The organism is Halorussus pelagicus (genome assembly GCF_004087835.1).
Taxonomy (GTDB): domain Archaea; phylum Halobacteriota; class Halobacteria; order Halobacteriales; family Haladaptataceae; genus Halorussus; species Halorussus pelagicus.
Genome location: NZ_CP035119.1, coordinates 126286 through 145173 on the forward strand (window position 1 = coordinate 126286; position 18888 = coordinate 145173).

Here is an 18888-nt window from a genome sequence, read left to right on the forward strand (position 1 = left end):
GTGTAAGACTGAGCACGCGGACTCTCTGGTCCAACAAGTACGTTCCAGAAACGCGAACAGTGTGGTGCAGAGGTCTGCGTTCGGTGGCATGGCCCACTGGGACGAACCGCTAGGGAGCCATATTTCCGTCTTCGACGGTGCGAAAGTTTATTAAATATACATCTTTAACAGTGTGTTCAATGAGCGCAGGGAGTTCCGGGTATCGTGGTGGTGGTGGGTCCACCGACGACGCGACCCCCTCGGTGGACGAACCACGGTTTCTCGACGTGCTTCGAGAACTGAAGGCCGACGGCTGTAATCTGCTTGTCGTTGGGGACGCGCCGCGTCGCCTCTTTACGGAAGCCAGCGCGGGACTGCTCGGGGGGACCGACGAGCGTCGCTATCGACTGCTAGCGGTCACCGACGCGAGCGCACAGAGCGTCGTCGAGCGCCTGCCCGACCCCGAAGAGACGCCGGGTGCGTTCGCCGAGACGACCGAAATCGTCAACCACGCCTCGCCACCGCGGTCGGTCGTGGACGCGGGCGAGACCCACGATGCCTTGCCCCTAAGCGACCTCTCTGAGCGACAGGTCGTGGACCCGCAGCTCGCGGGGTTGCAGGCGGAACTCGCCGAATCGATGGCGGCGTTCAACCGCCACGCCGGAGGGCTTCGCCCGGCCCAGTTGCGGGTCGGCGTCGATTCGCTCGGCGCGCTCTTCGAACACTACGACGCCGATGTCGTGCGTCGCTGTCTACAGGTCGTCACCGGCTACGTCGCCGACTACGACGCGATGGGCCACTACGTGCTGACCGAACCGTACGACGGCGAGCGCGTCGCCCGACTCGCGGCAGACTTCGACGCCGTAATCGAGATTCGCGCGGTTGACGACGAGAGCCGCGACCACCACGCCGAGGAGCGGTGGCACGTTTCCGATTACGACCTGCTGACCGACTGGCTCCCGCTCTGACCGGCGGTATCGCCCCGACGATTTCTCGACGAGAAAAGACGGTCACTCAACATGCGCCCACGATTCGATTCACCTGACGACGGAACTGGTGTGGAAATAATCGACCCCATCGAAAACCATCGCTACGTGCTGTACACTCCCGAACCCGTATCGCTGGAACCGGCCGACACCGAGGCGTTCGCGTATCCGGTGTCGGTCGCTCGCCGATTCGTCACCTCGAAGATAACCCTGCCGTCGAATCCCTACTTGGGAATTATGGACGCGAGCGACGGGAAACACATTTCGGACATAAGTTACGGCGAGATCCGGCAATTTGACGACGACCAGTATCTCCTGCACGTCGGGGCGCCGTTCAAGACGTATCTGTGCATCGACTCGTCGCTTCATGTCGAAAATCGCACACCCGAAGTCAAAATCGAGTTTAGGTCCGAAACCTCTGTCAAAGTCGGCGCACGGTCATCGCACACCTCGCCCGCGTCCACTGTCACGGTGCCGGACGACCCCGAGGCCGTCATGAAAGCGGTATCGACGTTCGGGTCGGCGCTCAAGACGACAACTCCCGAACAGGCGTGGCCCACCCTCCGGGGCCACCCACCGCGTCTCGAACGAGGCGAGGAGTTGTCGATTCCGGACGAACTCGACGTGCCGGACACGGGAGTCACCCTCCACGTCCCGACCGACTACGAACACGTTTTCCCGGTCGCGCCGCTTGCGTACTACCTCGGGGCGAGCGTCGTACCCGGCAACCCGCCGCGGTTGACTACCGAGGACGGATTCGTCCATCATCTCGGCGAGGGCGAAAAGTTCGAAAACGAAGTCGCTCGTGTGCTGAAGCAGGTAATCGTTCTCGATTGTGTGACTCGGGCCGAGACCGAGGGGTTCCATCCGGTTGACCTCGCCGAGCGCCGAGCGGTCGAGTCGGTCACCGACCTTGACTTCGAGGCGTTGTACGACGCGTCGCTCGCCGAGCGCCTCCCAACGTATCTCTCGGTGCCCGAGACAGTTCTCGACGAGGTTCAACCGTGGTGGAGTCGAGTCACTTACGCACGACCGGTCGCGGAAAGTCTCGAACTCCTGCCGTACATCGCCGACGATCTCTCGATACTCCGCGTGAAGCCCGCTTCGTCCGACTCCCAGCCGTCTGCAAACGTCGAAAACAGCCCCCAGCAGGACGCGCTGCGTTCGTTCAAGCGACGCTCCGACATCGCCGCGCTCGACCTTCCCTCGGACTCCGACGGCCGAGCGACCGGCGTTCCGGACTCCGACGAGTACGTCCCGCTTCCCGAAGTCGAGGCACTGGAGCGAGCGTGGGTCGGCGACGGGACGCCGGTCCACGGGACGAAACTCCATCCCGCAGCGTTCCGCCACGAGCGAACGGAGGCAACCGATGGCGTCATCGAGGTGACGGTGGTCTGTAACGACGAGCAGATGCGCGAGGAGTGGGACACCGTCTCGGAAGTGTACGGCGAACGAGAGACGGTCCCGTTCGAGGTGGACTGTCGGTTCGGGGTCTCGACCGACGAACTCCGGGCGCTGTTGGCTGAGGACCACGACCTGTTCCACTTCATCGGCCACATCGACGGGCGCGGGTTGGCGTGTCCCGACGGAATCCTTGACGCCGAAACGGTCTCGGAAACAGGAGCGACGACGATACTACTCAACGCGTGTCGCTCGCACGACCAAGGGGTCGCGCTGGTGGAAGCGGGTGCCCGCGCGGCCATCGTGAGTTGGGGAGACGTGGGGAATCTCGGTGCGGTCGAGGTCGGTGAGACGTTTGCACGCCTGCTCAACTACGGCTTCACCGTCGGTAGCGCGCTCGAAATCGTCGAAGAACACACGAGCATCGGTCGTCACTACGTTGCGGTTGGGGACCCGAACATCACGGTGGCGCAATGTGATGACGCCGCGCCGATACTCTTCGAGATGACATCGGGTACGCCAGTGCAGTACGGTAACGAAGTCGAAACAAAAGTAACGAACTATCCCGACCCGGGGTACGCCGTCGGGTCCATAATCGTCTCGTCGCTTCGAGACGAGGACGACCCCGAGTTCTTCGCCGTCCCCGGCGTCCAGCGGTTCACGAATTCGGTCGAGAAAGTCGAGAACCAGCTCGGAGACTACTCGGCACCAATAGTCGTCGATGGAGAACTCTGCTGGACCGACGAATGGTTCGGTGACGAGTAACCAGTTCGAGACGAGAAGAGGCCCCAAATACCGAGACTCAGGCCATCACGTCGGCGTCGAGCAGGCGGTCGGCGACGTACTTCTCCGCGGATCGGTCCTCGGACTCCTCGAAGCGCGCGATCTCCTCGTCGCCGTGTTCGACCACGATAGTCGGGATGAGCGACACGTCGTACGCCTCGACCTTCGGGCCGTCCTTGTCGCGGTTAACTTCGTAGACCTCAATCTGGTCGTCGGCCACGCCCGCGGCCTCCAGCGCCGCGAAGAAGTCCGGGAGCGCGCTCCGGCAGTCGCCACACCAGTCGGCACCCCAGACGCGATAGGTGACCTCGCCGACGCCAGCCTCAATGGCGTCAATGACTTCGCTGTGTGCCGCGGCGTCCCACGTCGGATTTGGTTCGGTCGTCTCCATGGTCGTCGATTGGCGCTCGACGCGCTTAATCGCACGGGTCGGGGCAGAGTCGGGTATTTTCGCCGAGCGCACGGCGACCGGCAACCGACACCGGCCGCTACTCTCCGAAGCCACAGAATGTAACGACTACCGGCACGTCCTGCCACCAGCCGTCATTCGTTTATACGCCCCGTGCCTACCCGTGAGTAATGAAACACTCAATCCTGGACGCGGTGGGGTCGCCGCTCGTCAGGGTATCGTCGCCCGAGGGTGCGACGGTCGCGGCCAAGGTCGAGGGGTTCAATCCGGGCGGGTCCGCGAAGGACCGGCCCGCCCGCGAGATGATTGCCGCCGCCGAGCGCGCCGGGGCGATAACGCCGGGCGACCGCCTCGTCGAGCCGACCAGCGGCAACACCGGCATCGGTCTCGCCGTCGCGGCCGCGGCGCGGGGCTACGACCTGACCATCGTGATGCCCGAATCGAAGTCCCCAGAGCGCCGGAAACTGCTGAAAGCTTACGGCGCGGACCTCGAACTCGTGGATGGCGAGATGGAGAGCGCCCGCGAGCGCGCTGACCGACTGGCCGAGGAGGACGGCGTCGTCCAGATGGGTCAGTTCGAGAACCCGGCGAACGCCGAGGCCCACTACCGGACCACCGCCGAGGAGATTCTCGAACAGGTCGAGGGACGAGAAATCGATGCCTTCGTCGCGGGCGTGGGCACCGGCGGCACCATCACCGGCACCGCCTCGCGCCTGCGCGAGGAGTTCCCCGAGATGGAGGTCGTCGCGGTCGAACCCGAGCGAAACGCCGTCCTCTCGACGGAACTGGGGGAGGACTCGTCCGACAGCGGCCTCTCGACGGAGGGTGACGACTATCAGGGGATGGGTCCGGGGTTCGTCAGCGACCTGCTCGATACGGACCTGCTCGATAGCGTGGAGACAGTGGAGTTGGAGGACGCCGAAGCGGAAGCCCGCCGACTCGCCCGCGAAGAGGGTATTCTGGTCGGCCAGTCGTCGGGCGCGGCGTCGGTCGCCGCCAACCGAGTGGCCGAGCGCATGGCCGAACCCGAGTTGAACTGCCCGGAGGTCCCCGACGACATTGCGAATATGCTGGCCGACGACGGCGGTGAGCGCCTTGCGGAGGTGCAGGCCTCGTCGGGCGCTCGACCCGACGGCGGTGCAAACGACGGCTACGACGACTGTCCGCTCGTCGTGACGGTGTTCCCCGACAGCGGCGAGCGATACCTCTCGACCGGGATGTTCGATTAACCGTCACAAAGCAGTTGTTTTACCTGTAACTTTTACTACTCCTATTATATAAATATACTATTTTATTGTTGTACTGACGGTACAGATGGTCGATATTGTTCAGAACAACCGAGTATATAATGTATATAAATCTAATATTTGTGATTTTAGCTGCGAAGTTGACATCGTCGGCTGATGACTGCTGACCATAACAGGATGGCGCCACAACAGACGAATGCGATTGGTGTCACGACATGCGCTTGTCCGGTTGCTCCCATGAAGTCAAGCCACTTACTTTGGGCACCCGCGTACCAAAGTAGCAAATAACTCCCCTCGAATAGCCGACTGGTTTTAGTCCAGCTACCGCTGGCGAGCGCGAGTGCAGGAACAAAGACTGCACCTGAGACTAAAACGAATAGTTGGATCACGTCTCCAGCAAGGAATATACGGAGTCCGACTCCAGACATGAACAAGAGTGTGATCGCTACCCCGACAGCCCAAATAGCGAGGAGTTGACCAACCGGGTAGAGGGAAGAGCCGACGAACGGCATTGTTCCGTGTCGGCTCTCTCTAATTCCCATTTTTGACCAGATCAGAAGCGGCCATATCCAGAGCAAAGGAACGATAGAATCACGCACGGTTGGTAGTGGAAGTGAAACAGAGGCTAACCACAGAAGTCCACCTCCGAGATACCACCCACGGCGGTGACCTCCAAGTAAGAGTCGTCCCTCTGCCCAAAGAATCCGGGGTAAGTCAATCCCAGCATCAGTATTGACTGACGAGAGTGAGGTCTCTATCGAAACTTCGTCCGGGGTACTCAAGGGAGAAGTCGTTTCGACTTCGGAGTCATCCTCGCTATCACCGGAATCTACAGTGGTGTCGAATCGGTTGAACTGGACTGCACTGATGCCGACAACGACGAGCGTAGCAGCGACGTATAAGAGACGTCGGAGGGCAATTGTACCAGTCAAGGAAAGTCCATTCCATAACGTCTCACCGTTCAGCGTCTGGGTATCCGGTACCGACTGTATACTTGATACGACGGGCCGTATTCCCATCGGGTCAACAATGCCAGAAACAAACACTAACAGCACCGTGAAAAAATAGACAACACTGGCCCATCCACCACGCAATGATTCGATGGTCTCGAATAAGATAGCAAGCGCCGAAACAAGAACGACTGCTGGAAAAGTCAATAGCAGAAATGGCAAGACGAGTTTCCAGATATCTAAGCTGCCGACTCCTTCTATTTGAAACCGGAACACAGCCACAATCATCATAATACACAGAACTATTGAGAGAACCAATACATTTCCAAGCCATTTTCCGAAGATGTAGGTTTCGTCTCGAACAGGTGTCGCTGCAATTAATTCGCCGGGACCATCGTACCGGTCCATCGCTATTGCATCTCTCACAACGAAAAATCCGAATAAGAGAATAGCTATCGCGGCGACAACTGCCGTGTGTGCGCCAACTAGTGCTGCGTTGTTGGCCGCTAAGTCTCTGTTAAACCCAACTGTCGCAGTTTCAGAAAGTGCAAAATAGGATGCGACAACGACGACTGCGAGGAGACGATATCCTGCGAGGCGACTACGAAAACTCGTCCAAGCAATATGGTAGCATGCTCGCAGTTTGTTCATCGTGCCTCACCAGAAGTCATGTCGAGATATGCGTCTTCGAGTGTCGGTTCTACACGATTTGCGTTCGGTCCTGGCGCTTGATCCGAAATAACACGGGTGTGAACGCCATCGCTTCGACGCGTCGTTCCACTTACCAGATAGTTCCGTTTTATATCTGGGAGGTCCTCACGGGAGACGATCCACTCCCAGACATTTCCTTTAACTGCAGAAATCGCTTTTTCCGGTGTTGTATGGGTCAGTAACGCTCCACCATTCATTATGGCGATCTCACTCGCGGTTGCCTCAACGTCCGAAACGATGTGGGTAGAAAGGATGACAACAATGTCATCTGCAAGACTAGACAAGATGTTGCGGAAACGGACGCGCTCCGCGGGATCAAGTCCGACCGTCGGCTCATCAACTATTAGCAGATTCGGATCGTTAAGTAGTGCCAGTGCAATCCCGACGCGCTGTTCCATCCCACCTGAAAAATCTGATAGCTTTTGATCTCTGGTGTCGGTAAGGTTAACTAAATCGAGGAGTTCATCGATTCGGGTTTCGGCTTGGCCTGAACGGACTCCTTTCAATGCGGCAAAATATTTGAGGAAATCCTCGGCGGTCAAATCAGGATAAGTCCCGAAATTCTGGGGGAGATACCCCAAGTCCGAACGGACGCTCTTTGGCGACTCGGCGATGTCCGTTCCGTTCCACATGACAGTTCCCTCAGTCGGTTGGGTAATAGTTGCGAGAATCCGCATCAACGTTGACTTTCCTGCTCCGTTCGGCCCGAGCAACCCGAGTACACCGGTGGTGGTACTGAGCGTGAAATTCCGGAGCGCCCAAAGGTCACCATATCGTTTGCCGACGTTCTTGATCCGTATTTCCATCTCGGTCATATCGCATAGTCCTACTTATACCATTACAATAAAAGCACATATTCCAAAATTTAGTAGTCGCGTATAATATTATACGAAGCAGCCATATATCCACATATGAATAATAATATTCAGGAACAACAGTTGGATGGAATTATGTATTTAGTGCGAATATATAAGTAATATTTTATTCTAACGCATATAGAAATATTTAACATCAGTCACTAGGTATGTGTAACTGGAGGTGAACTCGATGATTGACCTGAAGCCTCAGGGCAACTGTAAGAATTGCACGAGCTTCTGCTTCTGCCCCTTCTAAGTGGGTAGACAGAGAAATAGTATCGGCTATCAGTTCCTTTTTGTTTTTGACAGTAGTGATCTACAGCCAATTCATACACTTGCATCCTAACTTAAATGTAAATATTTAAGTATAGATATTTTATATATAGAGGTATGAAGTACAAAATCAGAGAAACGCTGTTTGGCCGTTCCCGTACAGTGTCGCGTAACCATGCTAGTCTCGCAGCTATCTTATTTATCGGTATAGTTGCGATTTTTGAGTTAGCTCCTAATCTGAAGTTCCAACAGTGGTTCGCGTACATTTTGTTCGGGATCATGGGTTTTACGGCCTTGATCAATGCATATCGAAATAGTGGAGTCGTGATTAGTATTATTCTCGCCGGGTCAATTCCACTCGGTGCTTTTACCCTTGCGGCCGTGACCAAACAACCGCCCACAGATGTGCTACTCAGTGAGTTTGTGCGGGCGCTCTTTCTGGGGATTATTATCGCGCTTCCGGCACATCTCGTCGGTGCGGGTCTAGGGTACGTAAGTGGTTAATATTATGTTAAATATATTATTTTAGTAGTCCAACAATATACGGATTGGAACTTCCAGTAGAGGACACAACCAGCGCGCCAAGGGAGGAGTTTCACGACGAACAGACGATACGATAGCCACCCTCAGACAAAGGCAACAAAGTGGTAGAAGAATGTCTTATATCTTATCTTGAGATTGGAACTATCGTCAGTCGCCGAACTCCGATTCGGTCACGCGCACCACTACGGTATCCTCGACGTCTCGGAGGTCGTAGCTCGGAATCTCGCCGTCTTGGCGGGTTAGATACATCGGTTCCACGAGGTCGCTCTCAGCGGTCAGTCCGTAGACCTTGAGATACTCGTCGGTCTCCGCGGGGTCGATTGCGCCGTCGCGGACCGCCTCGGCGAGGCTTCGGGAGAGCCATTCGGTCTCACTGACGCTCGGTTCGAGGACGAGGGCGTCGTCGGTGAAGCGGACGAGATACCAGTTCAGGTCGTTGAGGAGCGCGACGGCCGACCCGAGGCTGATGGTGTCCAGCGTCAGGGAGTTTTGGTACTGCTCCCGGAGGTCGTAGGTCGAGAGCGCCTCGCGGGCGGTCTCCCGCGAGACGAGTTCCGTGCGGAGGTCCACGCTCTCGGACCCGACGAGACAGACCTGAGTCACACCTCGTGGATGGCACCTACGGAGTAAAGCGATTTCGTTCTCAGATATCCACGACCGTCGCGTTTCGGGCGGCGTCCTCGGCACGCGCCATGAGGTCGTCGGGTTCGGCGTTCTCCGCGATTTCGAGCGTCGCGTTCGTCTCGGGGTAGTCGGGCGCGATGCGGTTGCACCCCGCCGGAATCGTCGAGTCGCGGAACGTGCCGATGGCCCGAGCGCGCTCGGTAATCTGGGACTTGTCCATCGTCAACAGTGGGCGGTGAATCGGGAGATCGGTGGCCTGACTCGTCGCGCCCAGATTTCGGGCGGTCTGAGATGATTTCTGGCCGATGGCTTCGCCGGTCACGATGCCCGAGGAGTTCGTCTCGCGGGCGACGTGTTCGGCGACGCGGTACATGAACCGCCGATAGACCAGCATTCTGGCCGGGCCGACCTCTTCGGCGAGCAGGTCCATCACCTCGCCCGCGGGAATTTTCCGAACGTTCATGTCGAAGTTAGGCGCGTAGTCGGCGAGTCGCCGGACCGTCTCCATCGCGCGGGCCTCGTGGTCCGAGCCGCCGTAGTCGCCGAGTTCGAGATAGACCGGGACGATTGGTGCCCCGCGTTTCATGACCTCCCACGCCGCCACCGGCGAGTCGATGCCGCCGCTCACGAGCGCGACGACCGACGCTTGGCTTCCGAGGGGAAGCCCGCCGGGACCGGACCGCTCGTGGGTGTAGACGAACGCCTCGTCTTTCCGGCACTCCACGGAGAACGTCGTGTCGGGGGAGGTCAGGTCCACCTCGGGGTCGTCCAGCGCGTCGAACACCGCCGCGCCGCCCTCTCGCTCCAAGTCCTCGCTCGTAAACGGGTGGGCATCGGCGTTGCCCGCGCGTCGGGCGCGCACCGCGAAGGTGTCGCCGACCGCATCGGCGTTGGCGTTCGCGTCGGCGGTCCGGGCCAGCGCGTCCACGATGGGTCCCTTCTCGGGCGGGACGATTGCGGCCGGACTCGCCGAGCGCACGCCGAACGTGTCGGCCGCGGCGTCGGTCGCGGCGTCGATTTCGTCGGGGTCGGCGTGGAGGAGGATACGCGACCAGCGGCGCTCGACCGTGGCGTCGATGCCTCGGTCGCGGACGATTGCTTCGATGTTGTCCCGGAGCCGTCGCTCCATCTCGGTTTGGACCTTCCCGCTCTTGACGCCGACATCGGCGTGGCGGACGAGGACGGTGTCGGCTCCCGGTTGTCGCATGGACGGGCGTAGACACGAGGCGGATAAACGGGCTTCGATTACGAGGCGGGAAAACTGCCGAGCGAAGCGAGGCAGGCAAACCGCCTCGAAATAGCGACCGGAAAACCGTCTCCGCTGGAGGCAGGTAACCCCCCGAAACGCCGCACCGACGGAACGTTCGAGTCGGAGGTCTCGGCGCAGTTCGGGGTCAGAGAGTCGAAGGAGAGTCCGCGCGCGAGAAGACCGCTCAGAACGTCGAGAGTTCGCCGTCGATGACGCGCTCGGTGATGGAGGTCACGTCGGCGAGTTCGGCGTCGATGATTTCGGTCACGTCGTCCTCGATGTCCGCGATGGTCACGCCCTCCTCGGTGACGACTTCCGCGTCGGCGACGTGGGGTTGGTCGATTGGTCGCCCGATTTGGGACAGCAGGCGAATCCGGAGGTCACGGATGCCGTCCACTTCGGCGACGACCGACTCGGCGATTTCGGTGCCCAGCAGGTTGTAAATCTTTCCGATGTGGTTGACGGGGTTCTTCCCGGAGGTCGCCTCCATCGACATCGAGCGGTTGGGCGTGATGAGACCGTTCGAGCGGTTGCCGCGGCCCACGGAGCCGTCGTCGCCCATCTCGGCGCTGGTGCCTGTGGTCGTGAGATAGACGCTTTCCTCGTCGTCGCCGTCGCCGTCAGCGGTGTTGACGTAGACGCTCACGTCGCGGTCGGTGTACTCGTCGGCCACGTCGCGGACGAACTCCCGGACCGTCTCGACCGTGTCGTCGTAGTCGGCGCGGTCCTCGACGTACTTGTCTATCATCGCGGCGGCGACGGTGATGTCGATGGCGTCGCCCTCGCGCTTGCCCATGAGTTTGATGTCCTGTCCCAAGGCGGGGTGGTCGTCGCCGAACTCGCCGTTGAGGCGTCGCTCGGCGTTCAGGACTATCTGTTCGGTCTCGGTCAGGGGCGCGTGGCCGACGCCGAAACTCGTGTCGTTGGCCATCGGCACCGTGACGCCCTCCTCACCGAAGACCTCCTTCAAATCGCCGCTGCCCTCGCCCAACTTCACGTCCACGATGATGTCGGTGCCGAGGTCCAGTTCTGGGAAGTGCTCGCCGAGGTAGTCGCGGGCCGCTTCGAGCGCGATGGTCTCGGTCGGGATGGTCTGGTCGCCGTACTCCTTGGTCGCGCGCCCGACGATGAGCAGGTAGATGGGTTCGATCATCTCGCCGCCGCCGAATTGAGGGTTCGAGCGCCCGGCGACGAGTTGTGTCTCGTCGGTGTTGTAGTGAAGGACCTTCCCTACGCGGTCGAGGTAGGCGTTAGCCAGCGCTTGGGAGACGCGCTCGGCGATGCCGTCGCTGATGGAGTCGGGGTGGCCTAACCCTTTTCGCTCGACGATCTCTATCTCTTGGTCTTCGACTGCGGGGCGGTCGATGGGTTCGACTTGGATATTTCGGTCGGTCATTACCCCAACGTATCCGGCCGCGGATTCTATAACTTGCGAAAAGAAAACGCCGGGTCGGGATTACCCGAGGTTATCCGACGCTTCGGCGGGCGTTCCCCTTATTTCGGGACGATGGCCCAGAGTCGTCGGAACGCGCCCGATACCGCGTTCGGTAAAAATTGCCGAGCGCGTTCCGGTCCTCGGCGCGCGCTGTCGGCGGCGTCGTCATCGCCATCGCCGTCATCGCCGTTGGCACCGTCGCCGAACTGGAAGATAGAACTGCCCGAAAGCGCCGCTACACTTCCTCGTCGCCGAGCAGAAGCCCGAGATACGACGTGCGAATCTGGTCGTCCGGGTCGAGACCGAGGTCGCTCAAGACCTCAAAGGCCGCCTCGCGGGCCGCCTCAACCGACGCCTCGTCCTCGACTTCGGTCTCGACCTCCACGAACTCGCCCAATCCCTCCACCGTGTCGAGGGTGACGGTGTAGCCGTCGAACGCGAACCGCTCGCGCTCCTTCCGGACGGTCGCGGCGGGGTCGAACCCGAGCGCCGAGAGGATGTCGCCCGCGGCCTCGCCCTCCGCGACCTCGGTCTCGACCTCGCGGCGCGTCTTCGACTCGGTCTCCACGAGCGGTCCCTTGTAGGTGAGTTCCGCGAACGAGTCGGCGTCGGCGGGACTCTCGCGGCGAATCCGCAGGGCTTCGTCCGTCTCGACGAACTCCCGGTGGGGCGCGTCGTAGTAGGTGTCTTCCTGTTCGACCGCGTTCACCTTCTCAGCCCCGCGCTCGGCGAGGCGCTCGCGGACGGTCGCGTGGTCGGCGCGGACCTTCACTTCGACCTCGTACATGACCGGTGGTTCGGTTCGGCGGCGTTTCGGGGTTGCGCTTTCGGCGGGGTTCCGAGATTGCACGTTCGGCGGCGCGTCGCCCCGCGGTCGGCTCGCTCGGCTCGTCTCGACGAACCTTTATTACAACGGGCTGATGATTAGGCGTCATGGCTACCTCCGACTCGAACGTGCGCTTCGACGGCGCGGGCCGTCCGCTGGCGACGGAGTTCGCGCTCGTCGTCGCCGCGACGGTCGGATTCGCGCTCGTCGTTCGAACCGTCGCGGCCGCGTCGTCTCGACTCGGAGACCTCGTTGCGTTGCCCGACAGTCTGCTGATCGATGGACTTCTCCACGGCACCGCGCTACTCGCCGGTCTCGGTCTCCTCGTCGGCGCGTACGCGACGTGGCGCGACATCGAGGTCGGTCTGCGCCCGCCGACCCGTGAGGACCTTCCGGCGGCCTTCGGGGCGCTCGCGGGTCCCGCACTTCTCGTCGGTCTCACCGCGCTGGTCGCCGACGCGACCGGCCCGGCGTACAGTTCGCTGGCGAAGACGAGTTACGCTCCGAACGCCGCGCTCGGTCCCGTTCTCGCCGTCGCCGGACTGGGCCTGTTCGTCGGAGTGCCGAGCTATCTCCTGCTCTGTCAGGTCCTCGTGCAGGGGAGTTTCGACCGCGCCGTCGGCGGCGACGCTGCCGCGGCGCTGACGACGGTGACGACCGCGTTCCTCTTGGTGGGGACCGACGGCGGGGGCGGCCTGTCGCCGTTCCCCGCCCGCGGGCGACTCGCTGGTACGGTACTGTTCGCTCTTGCGGGTGGAATCGCACTCTACGCGGCCGACCGCGCCAAGCGTCGGTGGGTCCGATACCTCGCGGCGGTGCCCGCGCTGGCGCTCGTCGGTGTGACCCTTTTCTCGGCGCTCGCCGCGGTCGGGTCGCTCGCTGGCGCGCTGTTCGCGGGCACCCAAATAGCGGTCCTCGCGCTCGCGGCCGTGACCTACGAACGGACCGACTCGCTGGTGGTGCCCGCGCTCGCGTACCTCAGCCTCTCGCTGGCCCACTCGGCGGCCGTCTTCGCCGCGGAGACAGGAGCGATGGGACTGTAGGGCACGAGATGAGAGCGACGAGGCTGTCGCGCGAGACGAGAACTACCGGGACGACGAAATCGCGTCGGGACTACTCCAACTGAACCGCGCGCTGTTGGTCGTGAGAGCGATAGATGGCGTCGATGACGCGCTGGACCTCCAGCGCCTGCTCGACGGTGTTCCGAGTCGGGGTCACGCCGTCTCGGACCGCCTCGAAGAAGGCGCGCTGTTCGGCCTTGTGAGGGTCCTCGTGGCGGGTCTGGATGTCGGAGTCCGAGAAATGGTCGGTCCCCTGCTGACCCGTCTCGTGGAGGGTGAGGGTGTCGTTTCCCCTGTCGAAGGTCGCGCCCGCCTCGGTCCCGCGGACGATGTACTCTTCGTTGGGCGAGCGGTTGGCGGCCCACGCGACTTCCAGCGCGATGGTCTTGCCCCCCTCACAGCGAATGAACGCGCTCACCGAGTCGTCAACCGAGAACTCCCCGGAGTTGGTGTCCTCGCCCCACATTTCGAGGTAGGCGTAGTCGTCTCGGTCGCCGAACTGCGAGCGAATCGTCCCCGATACCTCCTCGACCGTCGGGAAGTCGTGGAAGTGCAGCGAGAGGTCGATGGCGTGGACGCCGATGTCGATGAGCGCGCCGCCGCCCGCGATATCGCTGTTGGTGAACCACGACCCGCGGCCCGGAATCCCGCGCCGCCGGATGAAGTTAGCCTCGACGTGGCGCGTCCGGCCGAACCGACCCTCTTCCTGATACGCCTTCACGACCTCGATGGGGTTCCGAAAGCGGTTGTGGAATCCGACCATGCAGAACCCCTCGGCGTTGGTGGCCGCCTCGGCGATTCGCTCGGCGCTCTCCAGCGAGTGGGCCAGCGGCTTTTCGAGCAGTACGTCGAGACCGCTCCGGAGCGCCTCGACGGCGTACTCCTCGTGGAACTTGTTGGGCGTCGTGACGACGACTGCGTCCACGTCCGCACCGTAGAGGTCCTCGTAGCTCTCGAACGATTCGACGCCGTACTTCTCGGCGAAGCGCGCCCGCGCGTCCGGGTTGATATCGACGCCGCCGACGATGGCGACCCCGTCTAACTCCGCGATGCGGTCGGCGTGGTAGTGACCGATGTTCCCCAAGCCGACGAATCCGACTCGGACTGGCTCAGTCATACGAGACATAGTTACTAGTCGTAGGCAACCGTGAGCCGTTGTTAGGTGTTTCTGTTCGGCTGTCTGTCATTAATCGGGAAGGTCGCAATTTCGGATACATCAGGACTAAACGCATTAGGATTCGCTCGTCCATCTCCCAGCAGTACAACTGCCGTTCGGTCTCCTCGCGTTCGGTTCGATGGACGCGAACTAAAGGCTGTGGCTGACGGCGTCGCCGGTCACGGTGTCGAGAGGTGGACGCGCTCGCGGGCGCGCTCGGAGCGGTCGGCGCGACGGCTATCGCGCTCCGCGGCTATCTGGTCGCCGACACGCCAAGGTTCGCGCCGGGACTGGTCTCGTGGCTCCCCGGCGACTACTTCGACCACGGCGACCCGATGCCGGACCACGCGTCGCGGACGCTGGCCGCCGAGACCGACCGGACCGCAACGCGCCGAGCGCAGGCCGCCGGACCGCTACGGACGCTCCTGCGAGCGTGTCCGGTGTGTGACGGACCGGTCGCGGAGACGACCGAAATGGACTGCTGTGGCGGGCCGCGTGGGACGAGTCCCGACGCGCCCGACGAGGTGCTGGCCTGCGCGGACCGTAGCGCGCGACTCGACGGTGTCGAGTCGCGGGCGCTGACGGAGACTCCGTCAGCGCGCGGGCGGACTCCCGCGACCCACGCGAATCTCGTGGGCCTCGATGTCCTCCAGCGCCGCGACCTGTCCGCCGACCGTGACTACCCCGTCGTCGGTCTGAATCTTCATCCCGGCGACGCGCTCGCCCGCCTCGAACGAGAAGCCGACGACTTCGCCCTCCACGACCCACGAGTCGCCGGTCTCGATGTCCCGGCCCTCGATGGTGACGTAGAAGTCGCCGCCGAGTTCCTGCAACTCCTTGACACAGCGGCGGATAGAGGCGTAGCGGCGGGGGAACGGGCGGTTCTCGCCGTCGGCCGCGAGGGTGCGCTCGGCGGTGGTCCAGAGGACCGTGCCGAAAAAGCCCGAAACGAGAAAGCCAAGCGCCGAGCGGTTGAAGATGACGCCGTAGCGGTCCTCGTCGTCTCGGAGGGCATCCTGCGTGGCGTAGATGGAGTATTCGCCGTCGGCGACGGCGACGACAGGCGTCGTGATTCCTCGCCGAGCGCGGGCGGTCGTCGCCACGTCGAGGTAGTCGAACTCCGCCGGGTCGGGTGCTTCCGAGGCGGGCGTGACCAGCAGTTCGACGCTGACGCCCGAATCGACGGCCGCGCTCAACTCGTCGGCGAACCGCTTCAGCAGGTCCGGGGTCAGCGAGAGGGCGAGTTCGAACTCGGCCTCGGTGATGACCTCCTCGAAGTACCGGAGGATGGTCGAGCGCGACTTGACCAGCGAGACGGCTTCGGTCTCTCTGGCGGGCGCGGTGTAGCGCGCTTCCAGTTCCGAGACCATGTCCATCAGCGACGACTGGATGCCCGAGAAGGCTTCGTCGGGGTCCACCGCGATGACCTTCATCGGGCGGGATTCCCGCAGTTCGACCAGTCCGCGGTCGCTGAGGCTTCGCACCGTGTCGTACACCCGCGGTTGGGGGATGTCGGTCCGGTCGGCTATCTGGCTCGCGGTCAGGTCGCCGTGTTCGAGAACCGTCAGGTAGGCGTCGATTTCGTACTCGCCGAGGTCGAACCGGTCGCCAACCTGCTCCATCGTCGCGTAGAGATCGTCCGAACTCATGTGAGAAGCCATACTCTCGAAGGGTAAATGATTTATCCGATTTCGAGTAGCACTGCTTTCCGAAAACGGGTTTCATCCTTTGGGTAGTTCCGGCGGGGAATCGAGTTAGCAGTCGCTGAAACGCCCGACAAAAGAGATTGACGAGTCCGAGGACGACGCGGTGAGTCGGCACGCTACGGGGTTGCCTCGGCTTCATTTATAAACCCTCGGCGCGGGTGACGACGAGGATGGACGAGAGTACAAGAGTACGAAAACGAACCGGCAAACGACTGCGAGCGAACGACCGGAGGGAGTGAGCGGACACACAAGTTAACCATCAGAACCGGCACCAGCACAACGACCGCGAGCGAAGGGAGCGAAGCGACCGAGCGAGCGGACCAAGAGAGGACCAACGGGACGACCGCAGTGTTTTTCATGAAACTTTTGCCAGCGAGGAGATTCGCCAGAGGCGAATCTCCGAGCGCAGCAAAAGTTTCACATGTACATCCTGCCCTCCGGCCCGTCGGTCTCGGCGCGCTCGGTAAGTCGTTCGGCGAGACCCTCGTAGTAGCTCTGTATCTCGGCGGCGAACTCCTCCAGCGGTCCCGTGTAACGTCGAGGTCATAGACGCGCTGGGTCGCGTCGAGGAGTCTGATTGCGGCCTCCACATCCGGGGCCTGCCCGTGGACCGGCGTCAGGAACGTCGCGGTCCGGAGGTCCGACTCCATCCCGCGGGCGAGAAGTTCGGCGTTCATTCCGTCGAGGAAGCCGCGACCCATCGGGGGAATCTCGGCGTCGGCGAGTCGGCGCTCCCGGTAGTCGTCGGTGGCGACGTAAAACACCTGATGCTCCTCAGGACCGTGGGGAATCGGGACGCCGTGGAGGACCGCGACTTCCTCGATGCCCTCGGTCTCGGTCCACTCCAAGACGGCTTCGCTGAACTGCTGGGCGGCCCACGCGGGGACGAACAGTTCGCCGACGAGGACCGAGAGGCCCGCGTCGGCGTGCGAGAAGACGCGGGTGTGGTGGCGCGGCTGGCCGTCCTCGAACGGCGTGATGGCCGGGAGTTGGTCGGCCGTGATGTGGCCGACCTGCTCGAAGTCGAGGTGGTCCACGAGGTAGTCCACGGCGGTCAGCCCCGCCAGTCCGAACTGCGAGAATCCGGCGACGACCGTCTCCTGAATGTCGTGGGCGTTGATTTCGAACGACGCGCTTTCGGACCGCGGGTTCCCACTCATGACGATACGGTACGAGAAAGCGCTCCTTAGCTCTTTTCGGGCGCGTCGCGCGACGAGCGCTTCGTCAGGCGAAAGCGTTTTGCCACCGCCGAGAAAGGTTGGTGCCATGGTCGGCGTCGCCGAGGTGAGAGACGAGGTTCTGGGGCTACTCGGGGGTCTGCCCGGCGCGAACTACGTCACGGCCACGCTGATTCTCGTCGTCGCGTGGTACGGGAGCCAACTGCTCGTCCGGTTTCTCGGTCGCCCCGTCGCCCGCCGGTTCCAGCGTCCGAGTCTGACGAAGACGATTCTCAGCGGGATTCGAGCCATCGTGATGCTCTTGGCGGCGACGGTGGCGGCCGATCAGTTCGGCTTCGAGGCAGGCGACATCCTGCTGTCGGTGACGGTGTTCTCGGCGGTTCTCGGACTCGTCCTTGCGCCCATCATCGGGAGCGTCATCAACGGCCTGTTCCTGTTGGCCGACCAGCCCTACGAGGTCGGCGACATGATAGAACTGGTGGACCGCAACCAGCGAGGCTACGTCGAGGACATCACGCTCCGGTACACGAAGATTTTCACGCTCGAAAACACCTTCCTCGTGATTCCCAACTCAAACATGCGCGACCGGGACGTAATCAACTACTCGGCGGAGGACACCCGCTCGCGCCTCTCGCTCGAACTCCTCGTGACCTACGAGGGCGATTTGGAGCGGGCCCGCGCGATTTTGGAGCGGGCCGCCCGCGAGACGACCGAAGTCGTCGAGGGCGGGCCGGACATCCGCATCGGGAGCGCGCGCTACCCCTCCGCGCCGGTCGCGTACATCAAGGACTACGCCGACCACGGCGTCCTGCTGGACCTGCGCTACTGGGTCAAAGACCCCTACTACGTGGGTCGCGTCGAGTCGAAAATTCAGGAGCGCATCTGGGAGCAACTCGACGACGCCGACGTGGAAATCGCCTACCCCCACAGCCACCTCGTCTTCGACGACACCAGCGGCACCGCCAACGTGGAAGTCGCGGGGCGCGAGCGCCAATCCAGGACGGAAGACGGGAACGAACGCTCCGCGCCACCGGAAGAGTTCGACTCGCCGAACTGAGACGCCGAGAGCGAGCGAAACGAACTTCGAGACGACGAGCGAGACGGAACTACTCGCGCCCGACCGTGAGGACTTCGGCGTCGAGTTTCTCGCGGAGGAACCCCTCGATGTCGGGGTCGGCAGTCAGTTTCCGGAACATGCGCCGCCAGCGACTGGCCTGTTTGTGGCCGATGATGACTGCGTCGGCCTCTTCGGCGGCAACCTCTTCGAGGATGGTCTCTTCGACCAGAAACCCCTCGCGGACGACGTACTGGACGTTAGCCACCCGGCCGAACTCGTTCTCGACCACGCGTTTCAGTTCGGCGCGCGACACCTCTCGCCCGTGGTGATAGAGGTTGACGTGCAGGACCGTGAGCGCCGCGTCGCACTCTTCGGCGACGCGGAGGGCTTCAGCGAGCGTCCGCTTCGAATGGTCGGTCAGCGGATACCGGACGGGGACGACGACGCTAGTCACGGG

The 18888-nt window shown here is 62.0% G+C and carries 17 protein-coding genes and 1 pseudogene; 6 read left to right on the forward strand and 12 right to left on the reverse strand.

Annotated elements, in window-relative coordinates:
• The first annotated feature begins 179 nt into the window (after positions 1–179).
• Positions 180–947 (forward strand): DUF7504 family protein, encoded by a 768-nt coding sequence (locus EP007_RS00675; RefSeq protein ID WP_128475818.1) that lies wholly within the window; start codon positions 180–182, stop codon positions 945–947.
• A gap of 90 nt (positions 948–1037) precedes the next feature.
• Positions 1038–3131: a CHAT domain-containing protein gene (locus tag EP007_RS00680; RefSeq protein WP_128475819.1), complete on the forward strand. Its 2094-nt coding sequence runs from the start codon at positions 1038–1040 to the stop codon at positions 3129–3131.
• Positions 3132–3168: 37 nt separating this feature from the next.
• Here EP007_RS00680 and EP007_RS00685 read toward each other — a convergent pair whose 3' ends face one another.
• On the reverse strand, positions 3169–3540 hold the full coding sequence (locus EP007_RS00685; protein ID WP_128475820.1) for a thioredoxin family protein: 372 nt from the start codon (positions 3538–3540) through the stop codon (positions 3169–3171).
• 188 nt (positions 3541–3728) lie between these two features.
• Between EP007_RS00685 and EP007_RS00690 the strand changes: the two genes are divergently transcribed.
• Positions 3729–4787 (forward strand): PLP-dependent cysteine synthase family protein, encoded by a 1059-nt coding sequence (locus EP007_RS00690; protein WP_128475821.1) that lies wholly within the window; start codon positions 3729–3731, stop codon positions 4785–4787.
• Positions 4788–4933: 146 nt separating this feature from the next.
• Here EP007_RS00690 and EP007_RS00695 read toward each other — a convergent pair whose 3' ends face one another.
• Positions 4934–6406: an ABC transporter permease gene (locus EP007_RS00695; protein WP_128475822.1), complete on the reverse strand. Its 1473-nt coding sequence runs from the start codon at positions 6404–6406 to the stop codon at positions 4934–4936.
• The gene (locus EP007_RS00700; RefSeq protein ID WP_128478463.1) at positions 6403–7272 is read right to left on the reverse strand and encodes an ABC transporter ATP-binding protein; all 870 of its coding nucleotides are present in this window, start codon (positions 7270–7272) and stop codon (positions 6403–6405) included. Before EP007_RS00700 ends, EP007_RS00695 begins: the two co-directional genes overlap by 4 nt.
• A gap of 441 nt (positions 7273–7713) precedes the next feature.
• Here EP007_RS00700 and EP007_RS00705 point away from each other — a divergent pair, with 441 nt between their 5' ends.
• Entirely contained in the window at positions 7714–8100 is a 387-nt protein-coding gene (locus EP007_RS00705; protein ID WP_128475823.1) for a hypothetical protein, read from the forward strand.
• A gap of 186 nt (positions 8101–8286) precedes the next feature.
• Here the strand turns inward: EP007_RS00705 and EP007_RS00710 are convergent, their stop codons facing one another.
• From EP007_RS00710 to cyaB, 4 genes are all read right to left on the reverse strand, one after another.
• Positions 8287–8742, reverse strand: a complete 456-nt coding sequence (locus EP007_RS00710; RefSeq protein ID WP_128475824.1) for a DUF5804 family protein — start codon at positions 8740–8742, stop codon at positions 8287–8289.
• A 40-nt stretch (positions 8743–8782) separates the two neighbouring features.
• Positions 8783–9970, reverse strand: coding sequence for a tRNA sulfurtransferase (locus tag EP007_RS00715; RefSeq protein ID WP_128475825.1), 1188 nt, complete (start codon positions 9968–9970; stop codon positions 8783–8785).
• Between the two features lie 226 nt (positions 9971–10196).
• Positions 10197–11408, reverse strand: a complete 1212-nt coding sequence (locus EP007_RS00720; RefSeq protein ID WP_128475826.1) for a methionine adenosyltransferase — start codon at positions 11406–11408, stop codon at positions 10197–10199.
• Positions 11409–11682: 274 nt separating this feature from the next.
• On the reverse strand, positions 11683–12234 hold the full coding sequence (gene cyaB, locus EP007_RS00725; RefSeq protein ID WP_128475827.1) for a class IV adenylate cyclase: 552 nt from the start codon (positions 12232–12234) through the stop codon (positions 11683–11685).
• A 146-nt stretch (positions 12235–12380) separates the two neighbouring features.
• On the opposite strand from cyaB, the gene EP007_RS00730 reads away from it, so the two are divergent.
• The gene (locus EP007_RS00730) at positions 12381–13316 is read left to right on the forward strand and encodes a hypothetical protein (RefSeq protein ID WP_128475828.1); all 936 of its coding nucleotides are present in this window, start codon (positions 12381–12383) and stop codon (positions 13314–13316) included.
• A 70-nt stretch (positions 13317–13386) separates the two neighbouring features.
• Here EP007_RS00730 and EP007_RS00735 read toward each other — a convergent pair whose 3' ends face one another.
• From EP007_RS00735 to EP007_RS00745, 4 genes and pseudogenes are all read right to left on the reverse strand, one after another.
• Positions 13387–14451 (reverse strand): Gfo/Idh/MocA family protein, encoded by a 1065-nt coding sequence (locus EP007_RS00735; protein ID WP_128475829.1) that lies wholly within the window; start codon positions 14449–14451, stop codon positions 13387–13389.
• A gap of 218 nt (positions 14452–14669) precedes the next feature.
• Positions 14670–14816, reverse strand: a complete 147-nt coding sequence (locus tag EP007_RS17250) for a hypothetical protein (RefSeq protein ID WP_166035396.1) — start codon at positions 14814–14816, stop codon at positions 14670–14672.
• Positions 14817–15083: 267 nt separating this feature from the next.
• A complete protein-coding gene (trmB, locus tag EP007_RS00740) occupies positions 15084–16139 on the reverse strand; it encodes an HTH-type sugar sensing transcriptional regulator TrmB (RefSeq protein ID WP_128475830.1) in 1056 nt (351 codons plus the stop codon).
• 474 nt (positions 16140–16613) lie between these two features.
• Positions 16614–17356: pseudogene (locus EP007_RS00745) on the reverse strand (proteasome assembly chaperone family protein).
• A 106-nt stretch (positions 17357–17462) separates the two neighbouring features.
• Between EP007_RS00745 and EP007_RS00750 the strand changes: the two are divergent.
• Positions 17463–18431, forward strand: a complete 969-nt coding sequence (locus EP007_RS00750) for a mechanosensitive ion channel family protein (protein ID WP_128475831.1) — start codon at positions 17463–17465, stop codon at positions 18429–18431.
• A 49-nt stretch (positions 18432–18480) separates the two neighbouring features.
• Here EP007_RS00750 and EP007_RS00755 read toward each other — a convergent pair whose 3' ends face one another.
• Entirely contained in the window at positions 18481–18885 is a 405-nt protein-coding gene (locus tag EP007_RS00755) for a universal stress protein (protein WP_128475832.1), read from the reverse strand.
• Between the last annotated feature and the right edge of the window lie 3 nt (positions 18886–18888).

Coding starts and splice junctions, on each gene's coding strand:
- EP007_RS00675 (WP_128475818.1), top strand. CDS start 180: ATGAGCGCAGGGAGTTCCGGGTATCGTGGTGGTGGTGGGTCCACCGAC.
- EP007_RS00685 (WP_128475820.1), bottom strand. CDS start 3,540: ATGGAGACGACCGAACCAAATCCGACGTGGGACGCCGCGGCACACAGC.
- EP007_RS00690 (WP_128475821.1), top strand. CDS start 3,729: ATGAAACACTCAATCCTGGACGCGGTGGGGTCGCCGCTCGTCAGGGTA.
- EP007_RS00695 (WP_128475822.1), bottom strand. CDS start 6,406: ATGAACAAACTGCGAGCATGCTACCATATTGCTTGGACGAGTTTTCGT.
- EP007_RS00700 (WP_128478463.1), bottom strand. CDS start 7,272: ATGGAAATACGGATCAAGAACGTCGGCAAACGATATGGTGACCTTTGG.
- EP007_RS00705 (WP_128475823.1), top strand. CDS start 7,714: ATGAAGTACAAAATCAGAGAAACGCTGTTTGGCCGTTCCCGTACAGTG.
- EP007_RS00715 (WP_128475825.1), bottom strand. CDS start 9,970: ATGCGACAACCGGGAGCCGACACCGTCCTCGTCCGCCACGCCGATGTC.
- EP007_RS00720 (WP_128475826.1), bottom strand. CDS start 11,408: ATGACCGACCGAAATATCCAAGTCGAACCCATCGACCGCCCCGCAGTC.
- cyaB (WP_128475827.1), bottom strand. CDS start 12,234: ATGTACGAGGTCGAAGTGAAGGTCCGCGCCGACCACGCGACCGTCCGC.
- EP007_RS00730 (WP_128475828.1), top strand. CDS start 12,381: ATGGCTACCTCCGACTCGAACGTGCGCTTCGACGGCGCGGGCCGTCCG.
- EP007_RS00735 (WP_128475829.1), bottom strand. CDS start 14,451: ATGACTGAGCCAGTCCGAGTCGGATTCGTCGGCTTGGGGAACATCGGT.
- trmB (WP_128475830.1), bottom strand. CDS start 16,139: ATGAGTTCGGACGATCTCTACGCGACGATGGAGCAGGTTGGCGACCGG.
- EP007_RS00750 (WP_128475831.1), top strand. CDS start 17,463: ATGGTCGGCGTCGCCGAGGTGAGAGACGAGGTTCTGGGGCTACTCGGG.